Consider the following 13,746-nt stretch of genomic DNA (forward strand, 5'->3'; position numbering starts at 1 on the left):
GCGTGCTCAGTCGAGCGCGGCCAGCTCCTCGGCGGAGAGCCGCAGCGCGCCGGCCGCGACGTTCTGGATCAGGTGCGCCTCGTCGCCGGTGCCGGGGATGGCCAGCACGTGCGGCCCCTGGTGCAGGGTCCAGGCGAGGCGTACCTGGTGCGGCGTGGCGCCGTGGGCCCGCGCGATCTCGTGGACGGCGGCGGTGTGCTCGGCCGCCGCGCCCGCCTCCCGCCGGACGCCGGCGAGGGCGAAGAACGGCACGTACGCCACCCCGCGCGCCCCGCACTCGCGCAGCAGCGCGTCCTGGTCGCCCCGGTTGTCGACGGCGTAGCTGTTCTGCACGCAGACCACCGGGGCGATGGCCTGCGCCTCGTCGAGGTGGTCCAGGCGGACGTTGGACAGGCCGAGGTGGCGGATCAGCCCGGCGTCGCGCAGCTCGGCCAGCGCGCCGAAGGACTCCGCCACCGAGTCCCGCCCGGGGCGCTTCACGATCCGCAGGTTCACCACGTCGAGGTGGTCGCGGCCCAGCCGGCGCAGGTTCTCCTCGACCTGGGCGCGCAGCTGGGCCGGCGTGGCCTCCTCGCGCAGGCCGGTCGCCGGGTCGTAGGAGAAGCCGACCTTGGTGACGATCACCAGGTCCTCCGGGTACGGGGCGAGCGCGGCGCGGATCAGCTCGGTGGCGTACCGGGCGGGGCCGGTGCCGACGTTCAGGGTGCCGCCGGGCGAGACGTAGAAGGCGGCGGTGTCGATGTGGTTCACGCCCAGCTCGACGGCGCGGCGCAGCACCCGCACCGCGCGGTCCGGATGGGGGTCGACGGTGGTCCGCATCGAGCCGAACCCCATCCGGCGGACGACGCGGTCGCCCAGGGTCCAGCTGCCCGCGGCGCCGGCGGTGATCTCTTCGGTAGGCATCCGGCGACCCTAGCCAGCACGGCTGGGCTGCGCAGTCGGCCGCGTACCCGATACCGGCCACGGCCGGCCGCTGTTAGGTTCTATCTGCTGGCGGGGTGCGCCGGCGGCCGGGTCACCGGCACCAGCGCCAGGGTGGGCAGCAGCAGCAGCGGCACGACCAGCAGCGCGTGCAGGATGCCGACCCGGTCGCCGAGCAGGCCGAGCAGCGGCGGCCCGGCGAGGAACGACGTGTAGCCCAGCACCGCGACCACGCTGACCCGCGCCGGAGCCCGCTCCTCGTCGTCGGCGGCGGCGCTCATCCCCACCGGGAAGCCCAGCGAGGCGCCGAGCCCCCAGAGCGCCACCCCGGCGATCGCGACCGGCCCGGAGCCGGCCAGCACCGCCACCGCCGCGCCGAAGGCGGCGAGCAGGATGGTGGCGAACAGGACGGGCACCCGTCCCCAGCGGTCGAGGGCGACGGTGCCGGCGGTCCGCCCGATGGTCATGCCGGTGACGAAGACCCCGAAGACGGCGGCACCGACGGCCTCGCTCGTGTCGTACCCGTCGACGAAGGCGACCGCGAGCCAGTCGTTCGCGCTGCCCTCGGCGAACGCCATCACCAGCACCAGCAGGCCGAGCAGCAGGGTGCGCGGCTCCCGCCAGGCGGCGAGCAGGCCACCGCGCCGGGTGGCGGCGGTGTCCGGTGCCGGCTGGGCGGGAAGGAAGGCCCGGGCGCCGAGGATCGTGCCGCCGAGCACCACCGCCGCCAGCACCGCCAGGTGCACGCCGATCGGCAGCCCGACGCGGGCGGCCCCCGCACCGATGCCCGCACCGGCCACCGAGCCGAGGCTCCAGGCGGCGTGGAAGCGCGGCAGGATGGTGCGCCCCAGCCGCTTCTCGACGGCGGCGCCCTCGACGTTCATCGCCACGTCGCAGGTGCCGGAGCCGTAGCCGAGGGCGAACAGGGCGACCGCCACGCCGGGCAGCGAGCCGGCCACTCCCGCGGCCAGCCCGACACCGGCCATCCCGACCGCCACCAGCACGGTGGACGCCACCACCGTGCGGGCCGCGCCGAGGCGCTGGGTGACCAGCCCGGCGGTGGTCAGGGCGAGCACCGCGCCACCGGACATGGCCAGCAGCAGCAGGCCGAGCCGGCCGGCGCTGAGCCCGAGCGCCTCGCGGACCGCGGGGACCCGGGAGAACCAGGACGCCACGGCGAGACCGTTGAGGGCGAAGACCACCGCGACGCCGGTGCGGGCGGCCAGCACCTGCCGGGGTACGGCGGGGCTCGGCGCGGTGACGAGTGGGCTCACGGCTTGCGGTCCTTCCGGTGGTACGGCGTCTCGCCGTCGATCACACACCGGTTTCGTCACGACCACAAGCCAGATGCGCTCCTTACCACATGCTGGTCAGAGCGCGGGCAGCCCGAGCGCCTCGTCGACCCGGGCCAGCACCGCCGCGTCGTCGTCGGCCCGTACGCCCCGCAGCAGGTCGATGGCGGTGGCCCGGACCTGCCCGACGATCATCGCCAGCGGCAGGGTCTGGCCGGCGGTGAAGAGCCGCCCGGCGACGCGTACCGCGGTCAGGGCGGCGGCCTCGGCGCGGGCGGCGTGCCGGTCGCCGGCCTCCTCGGCGCCGTCGAGGTCGGCGGCGAGCGCCTCGCCCGCCGCCCGGACCGCCTCGGCCAGGTCCCGCAGGGCCGCGCCCAGCTCGGGCGGCACCGGGGTGGGCAGCCGGTTGAACGTCACGCCGGCCCGGGCGAGGACCCGCACGTTGCGGACCGCGTAGTCGAGCTGGCCGACCGTGGCGTCGACGGTGCGCAGCCGGCCGATGTGCCGCCGGCGCCGGACGTTGAGCCGGACCGCCTCGCCGGCGGCGAGCACCGCCGTGCGCAGCCGCTCCACCGCGGCGTCGAGCTGGCGGGCCCGGTCCAGGGCGGCCAGCGCGGCGGGCTCGTCCCGGGCGTCGAGGGCCGCGGCGACCTCCTCCAGCACCTCGGCCATCCCCTGATAGGTGCGGCGGAACTCGGCGACCAGCGGGGCGAGCGGCCGCCGGGCGTCGATCAGCTGGCTGGCCACCACCGCCACCGCGCCACCGATGAGCGCGTCGACGAACCGGAACGGCACCAGCGACTCAGTCGGTGGCGAGACCACCACCAGGTAGAGGGCGGAGACCGCGGCCTGCACCACGGCGACCGTGCTCGCCCCGACCGCCACCGCGAGCGCGATGGTGAGCAGGATGACCGTGAACACCGTCCAGCTGGTGCGCGGCCCGAGCGCCTGCACCACCAGGTCGGCGACGAGGACGCCGGCGGCGACCCCGAGCAGCACCTCGACCGCCCGGCGGACCCGCTGGCCCCGGGCCTGGCCGAGCACGATCAGCGCGGCGGCGGGGGCGAAGAACGGCTGCGGGTGGCCGACCAGCCGGGTGGCCAGGATCCACGCCACCGTCGCGGCCAGGGTCGTCTCGACCACCGGCAGCCAGCCCTGCCGCAGCCGCCCGGCGGCGTCCCGGAACCAGCCCCACCGGACCATCGCCGCCTCCTCGCCCCGTTCGGGCCCCACCGTAGCCCGGCCGGCGGGTCAGGCCCGCCAGGCCCCGGCCGCCTCCGCCGCGTACGCCCGGAAGTCGCGCGGCGGCCGGCCGAGCACCCGCTGCACCCCGTCGGCCAGCCGGGCGTTGCGGCCGTCGAGGACCTCGGTGAACAGGTACGTCAGCAGCGCCACCGCCGGCGCCGGGACACCCGCGGCGGTCAGCTCGGCCGCGTACGCGGAGCTGGTGACCGGCACGAAGCGCACCGGATGGCCGGCCGCCGCGGCGATCTCGTCGACCGCCTGAGCGAAGGTGAGCAGTCGGGGGCCGGTCAGCTCGTACGTGGCGCCGGCGTGCCGGTCGGAGGTGAGCGCGGCGACGGCGACCTCGGCGATGTCGTCGGCGTCGACGAACGGCTCCGGCACGTCGCCGACGGGCAGCGCGAGCACGCCGGCGCGCAGCGGCTGCACCAGGTGTCCCTCGCTGAAGTTCTGGGCGAACCAGCTGGCCCGCAGCACGGTGGGGTCGAGCCCGCTCGCCGCGACGGCCCGCTCGGCCTCGGCCGCTTCGGGCTCGCCCCGCCCGGAGAGCAGCACCAGCCGCCGCACGCCGTGCGCGACGGCGAGCCGGGCGAGGTCGCCGACCGTCGCGACCGCGCCGGGCGCGGCCAGGTCCGGCTGGTACGCGAGGTAGACGGCGCCGACGCCGCGCAGCGCCGGCGTCCAGGTGTCCCGGTCGGTCCAGTCGAAGGGTGGCGTGCCGGCGCGGGAGCCGATCCGGGTCGGTACGCCGATCGTGGTGAGCCGCCGCGCGACCCGTCGACCGGTCTTGCCGGTGCCGCCGAGGACGAGTGTCGTCAGGTGTTCCGTCATGGGGACAGTCAACCGATCGGCGGTGAGACGCTGAATGGTTCGCCGTCGTGCGGGCATACGCAGGCGTCTACGCTCGCCACCGTGGATCTCCTGACCGGTCTGCTCGACGGCCCCCGCGCCCGGGGCGCGTTCCTGCTCCGCTCGCTGCTGGACCCGCCGTTCGCGCTGCGGATCGAGGACCGCGCGCCGCTGACCGTGGTGGCCGTGGTGCGCGGCACCGCCTGGGTCGTGCCCGACGACAGCTCCGCCGAGCTGCTGCACCCCGGGGACGTGGCGGTGCTGCGCGGCCCGGACGCGTACACCGTCGCCGACGACCCGGCCACCGCGCCGCAGGTGGTCATCCACCCCGGACAGCGGTGCACCACGCTGCGCGGCGAGCCGCTGACCACCACCCCGGCGGCAGGGGTGCGCACCTGGGGCACCGGCACGCCGGGCAGGACGGCGCTGCTGACCGGGACGTACCAGTTGCCGGGCGAGGTCAACCGGCGGCTGCTCGCCGCGCTGCCCGCGCTGCTGGTGGTCCGGGCCGACGAGTGGCACAGCCCGCTGGTCGGGCTGCTCGCCGACGAGGTGGTGCGGGACTCCCCCGGCCAGGAGGCCGTCCTCGACCGGCTGCTCGACCTGCTGCTGATCGCCGTGCTGCGGACCTGGTTCGACCGGCCCGGCGCCACCCCCTCCTGGTACGCGGCGGCGGCCGACCCGGTGGTCGGACCGGCGCTGCGCCTGCTGCGCGACGATCCGGCGCGCCCCTGGACGGTGGCGTCGCTGGCCGCCGAGGTCGGGGTGTCCCGGGCCGCGCTGGCCCGCCGCTTCACCGAGCTGGTCGGCGAGCCGCCGATGGCCTACCTGACCGGCTGGCGGCTGAGCCTCGCGGCGGACCTGCTGCGTGAACCGGACGCCACCCTCGGCGCGGTCGCCCGCCGGGTCGGCTACGGCAGCCCGTTCGCGCTGAGCACCGCCTTTCGCCGGGTACGCGGGATCAGCCCCCGCGACCACCGCACCCGCACCCCGGTCACCTGACCGTACTCACCGCCGGGCCGTCGATCCCGTAAGGATGCTCGGCCGACCGTAAGGCGATGATGGCGGTCGAGGACCGGGCACCCGGCCGGTCGGACAGGTCAGGCGCCGGTGAAGGCGCGGAGCAGGGCGCGGACGGCGGCCCGCAGGTCCTCGCGGCTCTCCGGGCTGCCGGGCGGCGGCGCGCTGAGCGCACCGGCGCCGACGAGGCGGTCGAAGAGCAGCCCGTCGATGAAGGCGACGAACTGGTCACCCTGCCGCCGTGGGTCCGATGCGCCGGCGCCGGCCAGCAGCGCCCGGGCCTGCTCGCGCAGCACGGTGCCGTGCGCCAGGATCGGCCGCAGCTCGGGTCGGTGCACGGCCTCCAGCAGGCAGGCGTAGCGGGCGAGGCTGCGGTCCCGCCCGACGGTGAGCCAGCGGTCCAGCACCTGCGCCGTGGCCACCGCGAGGTGGTCGAGGTCGGCCGGGGTGAGCCGCGGCGGCGGCCCGGGCGGCGGCGCGGCGGTGGGCAGCTCGCGGTCCACCAGGTCGGCGCGGTCCAGGTCGACCAGGCGGCGTACCACCGCCTCGATCAGCGCCTGCCGGGTCCGCAGGTACGCCGACGTGGTGCCGACCGGCACCCCGGCCCGGGCGTCGACGGCCCGGTGGGTCAGCGCCCGCATCCCGCCCTCGGCGAGCAGCGCGATCGCCGTGTCGGCCAACGCCGCCACCCGCGGGGACCGAGCGTTCATCCGGGCCTCCTCCTCGGTGTTCTACAGCTGTAGTATGAACTTCTACAGTTGTAGAAAGGGCGGTCGGGATGGACGGACACGCGGTGGTGGTCGGCGGCGGGATCGGTGGCCTGGCCGCCGCCCTCGCCCTGCACCGGACGGGCTGGCGGGTCACCGTGCTCGAACGCGCGCCGGAACTGGGCGAGGTGGGCGCCGGGCTGACCCTGATGTCCAACGCGCTGCGGGGGCTGGACGCGCTCGGCGTCGGCGCGGCCGTCCGCGCGCACGGCCGGGCCGAGGCTCCCGGCGGGCTGCGCACCCGGAGCGGGCGCTGGCTGTCCCGGGTCGACGGCGCCGACCTGACCCGGCAGCTCGGCACCACTGCGCTTGGCGTCCACCGGGGCAGGCTGCACGGCGTCCTGCGCGACGCCCTGCCGGCGGCCGCGCTGCGCACCGACGCCGAGGTGGTCGACGTGACGACCGGCCCCGACGGCGCCCGGGTGCGGCACCGCTGGCGCGGGAAGCCCGCCGAGCTCGCCGCCGACCTGGTGGTGGGCGCCGACGGGCTGCGCTCGGCCGTGCGCTCCCGGCTCTGGCCGGAGCACCCCGGACCCACCTACGCCGGGACGACGGCGTGGCGGGCGGCGATCCGCTGGGACGACCCGCTGCCGACCGCGGTGAGCTGGGGCCCGGGCGCCGAGTTCGGCATGGTCCCGCTCGGCGCCGACCAGGTCTACTGGTACGCCGCGGTGACCGCCCCACCCGGCGGGCGGGCCCCCGACGAGCTGGCCGCCGTGCGGGAGCGCTTCGGCGACTGGCACGACCCGGTCCCGGCGCTGCTCGCCGCCACCCGGCCCGAGCAGGTGCTGCGGCACGACCTGCACCACCTGGGCACGCCACTGCCGTCCTACGTGCGCGGCCGGGTGGCGCTGCTGGGCGACGCGGCGCACGCGATGACCCCGTTCCTCGGTCAGGGCGCCTGCCAGGCGATCGAGGACGCGGTCACCCTCGGCGCGGCCTGCGCCGGCGGGCCGGCGAACCTCGACGCGGCGCTCGCCCGCTACGACCGGGAGCGCCGCCCGCGCAGCCAGGCGGTGGCCCGGGCCTCGGCCCGCGCCGGCCGCTTCGGCCAGCAGCTGCGCCACCCGGTGGCGGTCACCCTCCGCGACACCCTGATCCGGCTCACCCCGTCCCGCGTCGCGCTGCGCCAGGCGGCCCGGTACGCCGACTGGCACCCGCCACGCGACTGAGCCGACCGGCCCCGGCCTCGACCGACCCGGCGGCCTGAACCGGGCCCGGCGGTCAGCGACCAGCGGCGGCCAGGCCGGCGTATTCGGGCGAGGCCAGGAAGCGGGTCAGCACTTCTACGGTGCCGGGGGTGTACGGGCGACCGTCGAGCACCTCGCCGGGCGGGACGAAGAGCATCGCCGCGCCCTCACCGAGCACCACGTCCTCCTGCCGCGCCCGGGTGGCGGCGCAGAAGTAGTGCTTCACCCGGTCCAGCTCCGGCAGCTCCTGGCGGGCGAAGAGCCGCAGCTCGCCGTCGGGGCGCAGCCCGGTCTCCTCGTACAGCTCGCGGCTCGCGGTCTCCGCGGCCGCCTCCCCCGGCTCCCCGTGCCCGCCCGGCAGCCCCCAGACGTGCGGATGGTACGGGGCGTGCCCGTCGCGTAGCTGCAACAGCAGCCGGCCGGTCGGGTCGACGAGCAGCACGCAGGCGACGAGACGCACCCGCTCAGCCTAGTCGCCGGGCCCGCCACGGCGGCCGGGCCCGGCGGGCGGCGCGGTCAGGGGCGGTCGCGCCACAGCGGACTGTCGACGTAGTGGTTGTCGTAGCGCTGTCCGCTGGCGGCGATCTCGGCCGGATCGGCCTCGCCCCGGTACACCCGCTCGAGGAGCCGGTAGTAGTCGAACCGGTCGATGCCGGGGGTGAAGACCACCAGCACGTCGGCGGACTCGCCGCGGGCCGGTGCGAAGGCGTGCGGGGTGTGCGCGGGGACGAGCAGGAAGTCGCCGCGGCGCAGGGTGCGGATCTCGTCGGCCACCAGCACGTCGAGGACCCCGTCGAGGACGAAGAACGTCTCGGCGGCGCGGGTGTGCAGGTGCGGTGGGGCGCCGGGCGAGCCGGTGTGCAGGGTGGCCCGGTTGGCGGTGAGCGCGCCGCCGGTCTCGCCGGCGTCGCCGAGCAGGGTGATCAGGCTGGTCGGGCCGTCGGCGAGGACGGTGGCGTCGTCGGCGCGGACATGCAGGGGTGCGGTGGTCATGGGTGCTCACCTTCCGATGGGGACGATGCTCAGGACGGGGGCGCGACGAGGCGCTCGCGGGTGTTCCGCGGGGTGTCCGGGTAGCGGTCGCCGACCGCCTCCCGCAGCTGCGCGAGGGTCTGCCCGGCCAGCTCCCGCCGCCAGGCCAGGTCGGCGCGGCGCATCGCCTGGGAGATCAGACAGGCCTGCCGGTAGTCGACGTCGGCGCGACCTCCCGGCCCCTGGCGGAGGAGCTGCGCGCAGCGGAACGCCTCCTCCGCCCCCTCGATGGCGGTCACCACGTCGAGCAGGGTGATCTCCTCGGGGGCGCGGGCCAGTCGGAACCCGCCGCGCGGGCCAGAGACGGACCGGAGGATCCCGGCCCGCACCAGGGCCTGCAACTGCTTGTTGAGGTACGCCGTCGGCAGCCCGTAGAACGCGGCCAGCCGGGCCGCCGACACCGCCCGCCCCGGCTCCAGCCAGGTCATGTTGAGGCAGCTGTGCAGCGCCCACTCGACGCCCTCCGCCATCTTCATATTCTGGATACTAGATGTCCAGGATCCGCTCGGCAAGCGTTCCGCACAGCCGGGCGCCGATGCCGGCCCGCCGTCGTCGGGTCGGCCCGTCGCCCGGCGGCTCGTCGCGGGCACCGTCCACCCTGGCCGAATTCCGTCACCGCCCCCCGGGGCGTCGAAATTGCGTCCGGCCAACCCTCCAGAATATCGATCGCACCCATTTTCGGCGTCAGCCGAAAGGGAGAACGGGCCGGTAAGATCGGTGACACCGTTGTGACTGATCGCTGACTGCGGATAGTGAGGGCGATCACACACACTGCTGGCATGAATACGAGACTCGACCGCGGCAGGGCATTCCGCCTCGCGGTGTGTCTCGCCCTGGTGGCGATGCTCACCGGGTGCATGCAGCTCAACATCGGCCTGACCGTCAACGCCGACGACACGATCGACGGGCAACTGCTCCTGACCGCCGACAAACGGTTCCTGACCACCGACAACAGGACCGTCCAGGTCGGCTTCGCCGAACTCCGGCAGAACATCCCCACGTTGCCGAAGGGCGAGGAGCGGGTCTACGAGAATGAAGGCTTCTACGGTTCCCTGATCACCTACCACCACACTCCGCTGAAGGATTTCACCAGCGAGAGCGTGAAACTGGTCCGGGAGGACGATCTCTACCGGTTCAGCCTCCCGCTCGATCCGAAGAAATACGGCGGGAAGGTGGCCGAACAGGATCCGTTGAACCAGGCGCGGTTCATGCAGTTGATGTCGTTCGAGATTTCCCTGACCTTTCCCGGTCGGGTGATCGACACCAACGGCACGCGCATCGGCCGCTCGGTCACCTGGAAGGTCGTCGCCAACCAGGAAAAGCCGCTCGAGCTGCGGGCGGTGGCCGAGGCGGCGCCGAAGCCCTCGCCGTCCGCCACGGCGGCCGCCTCCCCCGGCGGTGACGAAGGCGGGTCGTTCCCATGGCTCCTGGTCGTCGGGGCCGTGGTCGTACTGCTCGTGGTCGGCGCGGTCGTCGCCGTCCTGCTGCTGCGCCGACGGGGCCGGTCCGCCGCCGCCCCCGCCGCGGCGCCGACGGGCGCGGCCGTCGCGCCGGCCGCCACGCCACCGGCGGAGCATCCGAGGCCGGTCTGACCCCGTCAGGGCCGGACATCGCCACCACCCGGGCGGCCGGGCCGGGCACACCAACCCGGCCGCCGTACCTCACCACCACCACACCACCCTCCCGGCACCACCCGAAGGGAGATCGCCGTGAACGATCTCTTCACCTGGCCCGCCCTCGGCAGCCTCACCGGCGCGAGCGCCGCCACCCTGCTCACCGCCAACGTCGTCGGCGGCCTGCTCGGACCCGCGGGCGACAAGGCCCGCAAGTGGATCGCGTTGGGCGTCGCCCTGGCGCTGTCCTACCTGACCGCGGCGTTCGCCACGGACGTCGGCGCCGAGAAGTGGATCATCGCCTTCTTCAACGGGCTGATCATCTTCTCCGCCGCCCTCGGCATCAACCAGCTGCCGCCGGGCAACCGGCAGGCGACGCAGACGTCGCCGAGCCGGATCGCCCAGGGCGGTGGCGAGCCCCGCTACATCCGTTCCTGGGTCTGAGAGAGGTGAGCGTCATGGTCTTCGGAATCATCAGCGCCGCCGTCCACATCGTCCTCGGCGCCGCGCTCGGCGGCTGGGCCGGCGGCACCCTCGGCCTGCTGATCGGCGCCGTCGCCGGGCTGCTCGTCGGCGGCCCGTTCGGCTGGGCGGTCGCCTCCGCCCGGGTGTACGGCCCGGACGTCCGCGGCGTCTGGCTCTTCGTGGTGGACCACACCTGGAGCCTGCTGAACACCGCCGTCGGCGCGGTCTACCTCGCCGTACACCTGATCTTCGGCCACCAGCTCGACCGGACCACCTCGCAGCACAGCTGCCGGGTCGACGTCGTGGAGGGCGTCTCCCCGAGGTACGCCACCACCATCGGCACGGTCTGCGCCGGCTCCAGCCCCGGCATCCAGCGGCACGAGGACGTGCACATCTTCCAGGGCCGGCTGCTCGGCCCGCTCTACATCCCACTGGTGCTGCTCAACTACGTGCTCTTCACCATCGCCCCGGTCTGGTTGCTCTGGCACGACCACACCAACGCGCCGATCAACGCCTTCACCCGGTACTTCGAGATCGGCGTCTACCCGCACGTCTGGAACGAGGCCATCGCGTACCGGATCCAGGGAAGTCCGCCGCGATGACCGACGACGGGCGTGGACCGGTCGAGGCGGCCACCACCGCCCTGGCGGCGTGGCTGGCCACCGCCGCGGGCGAGGTCGTCCCGGTCGGCCCGCCCGCCGACGGCGGACCCGCCGACGGGCTGACGGTCTGGCCGCTGGAGCTGCGGCCCGGCCGGCAGACCCGCGGCACCGGCAACCGGGAGCCGTACCGCTTCACGGTTCGCTACCTGCTCAGCGCCGCCGGCCCGGCGGCGCTGCCCCGGCTGGACCGGGTGCTCGCCGCCGCGGTCGTCGACGGGGAGCAGGAGGTGCTGCTGGAGGCCGGCGACCCGGAGCTGTGGCGGGCGTTCGGCGTGCCGCCCCGGCCGGCGCTGCTGATCGACGTACCCGCGCAGGTGGCCCGGCCGCTGCCGGCGGCGCCGCCGGTGCTGCGCCCGCTGCGGCTGCGGCAGCTGCCGATGCGCACCCTGGACGGCCGGGTGGTCGGCCCGCAGGAGCAGCCCCTCGCCGCGATGCGGGTCGAACTGGTCGGCACCTCGCAGGCCACGCACACCGACCCGGCCGGCCGGTTCCGGCTCACCGGCGTGCCGGACGACCCCGAGCAGCCCGGCCAGGTCCGGCTGCGCCTGGTCGGCCGCGGCCACACCCTCACCGCCGACGTCGACCCCGCCGACACCGACCTCGTCATCGTCTGCGAACCCCCGGCCCGCTGACCCGGACCGCCCCGCGCACCAGGAGGACCGATGCCCAACTACTTCTCCCCCGGCATCTACGTCGAGGAGGTGCCGAGCGGGGCCCACCCGATCGGGCCGGTCGGCATGAGCACCGCCGCGTTCGTCGGCATCGCCCCGGACCGCGGCGCCCACGTCGACCGGGCGATGCCGGTGAACAGCTGGTCGGAGTTCCTGCGGCTCTACGCCGGCGGCGAACGCCCGGAGAGCACCCCGCTGGCCCGCGCCGTCTTCGGCTTCCTCGACAACGGCGGCACCCGGTGCTGGGTGGTCAACGTCGGCGAGGGCGGCCAGGTCACCGGCGGCGGCCAGCGCCGCGCCGGCCTGCAACTGCTGGAGGCCGTCGACGAGGTCTCCATCCTCGCCGCCCCCGGCTTCCACGACCCGGTCTCACACGAGGCGCTGCTGAGCATGGCCGAGCGGCTGCGCACCATGGTGGCGATCTGCGACCCGCCCCCGGGCATCGACGACATCTCGGCGCTGACCCGCGTCGCCACCCCCAGCTCCGCCCGGGCCCCCCGGGCCGCCGACGGCAAACCCGCCGAGGGTACGGCGAAGCCCGCCGACGACGACGGTGGCGGCACCACCGCGTACCGGCCCCGGCAGTCGGACTTCGGCACCTGCTACTTCCCCTGGCTGCGGGTGCGCGACCCGCTCAGCGGCGAGCTGGTACTCACCCCGCCGAGCGGGCACATGGCCGGTATCTGGGCCCGCACCGACGGGCTGCGCGGGGTGCACAAGGCCCCGGCCAACGAGCCGGTACGCGGCGCCGTCGACCTGGAGTACCTGGTCACCCGCCCGGAGCACGACGTGCTCAACCCCAGGGGCGTCAACGTGATCCGCTACTTCGCCGGCGAGGGCATCCGGGTGTGGGGCGCCCGTACGCTCGCCGCCGAGGCCAGCGAGTGGCGCTACCTCAACGTGCGGCGGCTCTCCATCTCCATCGAGCAGGCCATCGCCAACGGCACCCGGTGGATGGTCTTCGAGCCGAACGACTTCTCGCTGTGGCGCTCCATCCGGCGCGACATCGGCGCCTTCCTCACCCGGGTCTGGCGCGACGGCGCCCTGCTGGGGCGTACGCCCGAGGAGGCGTTCTTCGTCAAGTGCGACGAGGAGACCAACCCGGCCGACGTGCGCGACGCCGGCATGGTGGTCGCCCACATCGGCATCGCGGTGGTCAAGCCCGCGGAGTTCGTGGTGTTCAAGCTGAGCCAGTGGGCCGGTGGCACCGAGACCGAGACGATCGGAGGCTGACATGACGACCCCCGCCACGCCGCAACCGGGCGCCCCGGTCGACCCGTACCGGGCCTACAACTTCAAGCTGCTCATCAACGGCATCACCAACGGGCACTTCACCGAGGTCAGCGGCCTGGAGGTGACGATCGCCCGGCGGGCGTACCGGGAGGCCGGCAACGACCGGATCCGGGCCGTGCCCGGCCAGGTCGACTACGCCCCGGTGACCCTGCACTTCGGGCTCACCTCCTCCCGCGAGCTGTGGGACTGGGTGCAGGCCGCGGCCCGGGGGACGGTGAACCGCCGCAACGTCTCGGTGGTGCTGCTCGACGCCGCCGGCACCAGCGAGGCGCTGCGCTGGAACATGATCAACGCGTGGCCGATGCGGTGGCGGGGCGCGCACCTGCACACCCTCTCCCAGGAGATCGCCATCGAGGCGCTCACCCTGGCGTACGAGGGCCTGGAGCTGGAGTCGGGCAGTGCCGCCGCCGCGCCCAGGACCGCGTAGCTGGCTGGCTCGGCGGCTGCGGGACGCCGCCGACGCCGCCGAGCGGTGGTCGGACGATCCCGCCCCGACCGCCGGTGGCTCGCCGGCCGGGACGACGCCGGGCCTGCCGCCGGCCGAGGCCGGGCCGCCGGCCCACGCGACGCCGGGCCTGCCGCTGCCCGGAGCGAGGCCGGAGGTGCCGCCGGCCGAAGCGACGCGGGACGTGCCGCGCCGGCCGGGCCAGCCCCCCGAGCACTGGCTGCGCCTGGTCGCCGCGCACGCCCCCGGCCTGCTGCGCGGCCTGGACGTCGACCCGGACGCCC

At 75.4% G+C, this 13,746-nt stretch carries 16 protein-coding genes; 8 read left to right on the forward strand and 8 right to left on the reverse strand.

Annotation, left to right across the window (positions count from 1 at the left end):
• Nucleotides 1-6: 6 nt before the first annotated feature.
• From ACTMS9_RS13110 to ACTMS9_RS13125, 4 genes are all read right to left on the reverse strand, one after another.
• On the reverse strand, nt 7-903 hold the full coding sequence (locus ACTMS9_RS13110; RefSeq protein ID WP_441165020.1) for an aldo/keto reductase: 897 nt from the start codon (nt 901-903) through the stop codon (nt 7-9).
• 80 nt (nt 904-983) lie between these two features.
• Nucleotides 984-2,195, reverse strand: coding sequence for an MFS transporter (locus ACTMS9_RS13115; RefSeq protein WP_441165021.1), 1,212 nt, complete (start codon nt 2,193-2,195; stop codon nt 984-986).
• Nucleotides 2,196-2,291: 96 nt separating this feature from the next.
• Nucleotides 2,292-3,416: an FUSC family protein gene (locus tag ACTMS9_RS13120; RefSeq protein ID WP_441146099.1), complete on the reverse strand. Its 1,125-nt coding sequence runs from the start codon at nt 3,414-3,416 to the stop codon at nt 2,292-2,294.
• A 48-nt stretch (nt 3,417-3,464) separates the two neighbouring features.
• Entirely contained in the window at nt 3,465-4,286 is an 822-nt protein-coding gene (locus ACTMS9_RS13125) for an NmrA family transcriptional regulator (RefSeq protein ID WP_441165022.1), read from the reverse strand.
• An 81-nt stretch (nt 4,287-4,367) separates the two neighbouring features.
• Here ACTMS9_RS13125 and ACTMS9_RS13130 point away from each other — a divergent pair, with 81 nt between their 5' ends.
• A complete protein-coding gene (locus ACTMS9_RS13130) occupies nt 4,368-5,306 on the forward strand; it encodes an AraC family transcriptional regulator (RefSeq protein WP_441165023.1) in 939 nt (312 codons plus the stop codon).
• 98 nt (nt 5,307-5,404) lie between these two features.
• Here the strand turns inward: ACTMS9_RS13130 and ACTMS9_RS13135 are convergent, their stop codons facing one another.
• The gene (locus ACTMS9_RS13135; RefSeq protein WP_441165024.1) at nt 5,405-6,034 is read right to left on the reverse strand and encodes a TetR/AcrR family transcriptional regulator; all 630 of its coding nucleotides are present in this window, start codon (nt 6,032-6,034) and stop codon (nt 5,405-5,407) included.
• 68 nt (nt 6,035-6,102) lie between these two features.
• On the opposite strand from ACTMS9_RS13135, the gene ACTMS9_RS13140 reads away from it, so the two are divergent.
• Complete coding sequence (locus ACTMS9_RS13140) at nt 6,103-7,263, forward strand: FAD-dependent oxidoreductase (RefSeq protein ID WP_441165025.1); 1,161 nt, start codon at nt 6,103-6,105, stop codon at nt 7,261-7,263.
• 52 nt (nt 7,264-7,315) lie between these two features.
• Here the strand turns inward: ACTMS9_RS13140 and ACTMS9_RS13145 are convergent, their stop codons facing one another.
• Genes ACTMS9_RS13145 through ACTMS9_RS13155 form a run of 3 tightly spaced genes read right to left on the reverse strand, consistent with a single transcriptional unit; the run spans nt 7,316 to nt 8,789 of the window.
• Nucleotides 7,316-7,741 carry an NUDIX domain-containing protein gene (locus tag ACTMS9_RS13145; RefSeq protein WP_441165026.1) on the reverse strand — a complete coding sequence of 142 codons (426 nt, stop codon included), beginning with the start codon at nt 7,739-7,741 and terminating at the stop codon, nt 7,316-7,318.
• Between the two features lie 56 nt (nt 7,742-7,797).
• Nucleotides 7,798-8,274, reverse strand: a complete 477-nt coding sequence (locus ACTMS9_RS13150; RefSeq protein WP_154936386.1) for a cupin domain-containing protein — start codon at nt 8,272-8,274, stop codon at nt 7,798-7,800.
• 29 nt (nt 8,275-8,303) lie between these two features.
• Nucleotides 8,304-8,789, reverse strand: a complete 486-nt coding sequence (locus tag ACTMS9_RS13155) for an RrF2 family transcriptional regulator (protein WP_280836566.1) — start codon at nt 8,787-8,789, stop codon at nt 8,304-8,306.
• A 381-nt stretch (nt 8,790-9,170) separates the two neighbouring features.
• On the opposite strand from ACTMS9_RS13155, the gene ACTMS9_RS13160 reads away from it, so the two are divergent.
• From ACTMS9_RS13160 to ACTMS9_RS13185, 6 genes are all read left to right on the forward strand, one after another.
• Nucleotides 9,171-9,905: an LppM family (lipo)protein gene (locus ACTMS9_RS13160; protein ID WP_441146110.1), complete on the forward strand. Its 735-nt coding sequence runs from the start codon at nt 9,171-9,173 to the stop codon at nt 9,903-9,905.
• 117 nt (nt 9,906-10,022) lie between these two features.
• Nucleotides 10,023-10,370, forward strand: a complete 348-nt coding sequence (locus tag ACTMS9_RS13165; RefSeq protein WP_441146112.1) for a hypothetical protein — start codon at nt 10,023-10,025, stop codon at nt 10,368-10,370.
• Nucleotides 10,371-10,384: 14 nt separating this feature from the next.
• Nucleotides 10,385-10,993 carry a glycine zipper family protein gene (locus ACTMS9_RS13170; protein WP_441165027.1) on the forward strand — a complete coding sequence of 203 codons (609 nt, stop codon included), beginning with the start codon at nt 10,385-10,387 and terminating at the stop codon, nt 10,991-10,993.
• Nucleotides 10,990-11,685 carry a carboxypeptidase-like regulatory domain-containing protein gene (locus tag ACTMS9_RS13175; protein WP_441165028.1) on the forward strand — a complete coding sequence of 232 codons (696 nt, stop codon included), beginning with the start codon at nt 10,990-10,992 and terminating at the stop codon, nt 11,683-11,685. Before ACTMS9_RS13170 ends, ACTMS9_RS13175 begins: the two co-directional genes overlap by 4 nt.
• Nucleotides 11,686-11,715: 30 nt before the next feature.
• The gene (locus ACTMS9_RS13180) at nt 11,716-12,957 is read left to right on the forward strand and encodes a phage tail sheath family protein (RefSeq protein WP_441165029.1); all 1,242 of its coding nucleotides are present in this window, start codon (nt 11,716-11,718) and stop codon (nt 12,955-12,957) included.
• 1 nt (nt 12,958) lies between these two features.
• Nucleotides 12,959-13,444, forward strand: a complete 486-nt coding sequence (locus tag ACTMS9_RS13185; RefSeq protein ID WP_088961616.1) for a phage tail protein — start codon at nt 12,959-12,961, stop codon at nt 13,442-13,444.
• The last annotated feature ends 302 nt before the right edge of the window (nt 13,445-13,746 follow it).

It is taken from the genome of Micromonospora sp. L31, assembly GCF_052068075.1.
GTDB classification, from domain to species: Bacteria; Actinomycetota; Actinomycetes; order Mycobacteriales; family Micromonosporaceae; genus Micromonospora; species Micromonospora purpureochromogenes.

Excerpts from the sequence above, each read along its gene's own strand:
- ACTMS9_RS13110 (WP_441165020.1), bottom strand. The coding sequence starts at position 903 with ATGCCTACCGAAGAGATCACCGCCGGCGCCGCGGGCAGCTGGACCCTG.
- ACTMS9_RS13120 (WP_441146099.1), bottom strand. The coding sequence starts at position 3,416 with ATGGTCCGGTGGGGCTGGTTCCGGGACGCCGCCGGGCGGCTGCGGCAG.
- ACTMS9_RS13125 (WP_441165022.1), bottom strand. The coding sequence starts at position 4,286 with ATGACGGAACACCTGACGACACTCGTCCTCGGCGGCACCGGCAAGACC.
- ACTMS9_RS13135 (WP_441165024.1), bottom strand. The coding sequence starts at position 6,034 with ATGAACGCTCGGTCCCCGCGGGTGGCGGCGTTGGCCGACACGGCGATC.
- ACTMS9_RS13140 (WP_441165025.1), top strand. The coding sequence starts at position 6,103 with ATGGACGGACACGCGGTGGTGGTCGGCGGCGGGATCGGTGGCCTGGCC.
- ACTMS9_RS13150 (WP_154936386.1), bottom strand. The coding sequence starts at position 8,274 with ATGACCACCGCACCCCTGCATGTCCGCGCCGACGACGCCACCGTCCTC.
- ACTMS9_RS13155 (WP_280836566.1), bottom strand. The coding sequence starts at position 8,789 with ATGAAGATGGCGGAGGGCGTCGAGTGGGCGCTGCACAGCTGCCTCAAC.
- ACTMS9_RS13160 (WP_441146110.1), top strand. The coding sequence starts at position 9,171 with ATGCAGCTCAACATCGGCCTGACCGTCAACGCCGACGACACGATCGAC.
- ACTMS9_RS13170 (WP_441165027.1), top strand. The coding sequence starts at position 10,385 with ATGGTCTTCGGAATCATCAGCGCCGCCGTCCACATCGTCCTCGGCGCC.
- ACTMS9_RS13175 (WP_441165028.1), top strand. The coding sequence starts at position 10,990 with ATGACCGACGACGGGCGTGGACCGGTCGAGGCGGCCACCACCGCCCTG.
- ACTMS9_RS13180 (WP_441165029.1), top strand. The coding sequence starts at position 11,716 with ATGCCCAACTACTTCTCCCCCGGCATCTACGTCGAGGAGGTGCCGAGC.
- ACTMS9_RS13185 (WP_088961616.1), top strand. The coding sequence starts at position 12,959 with ATGACGACCCCCGCCACGCCGCAACCGGGCGCCCCGGTCGACCCGTAC.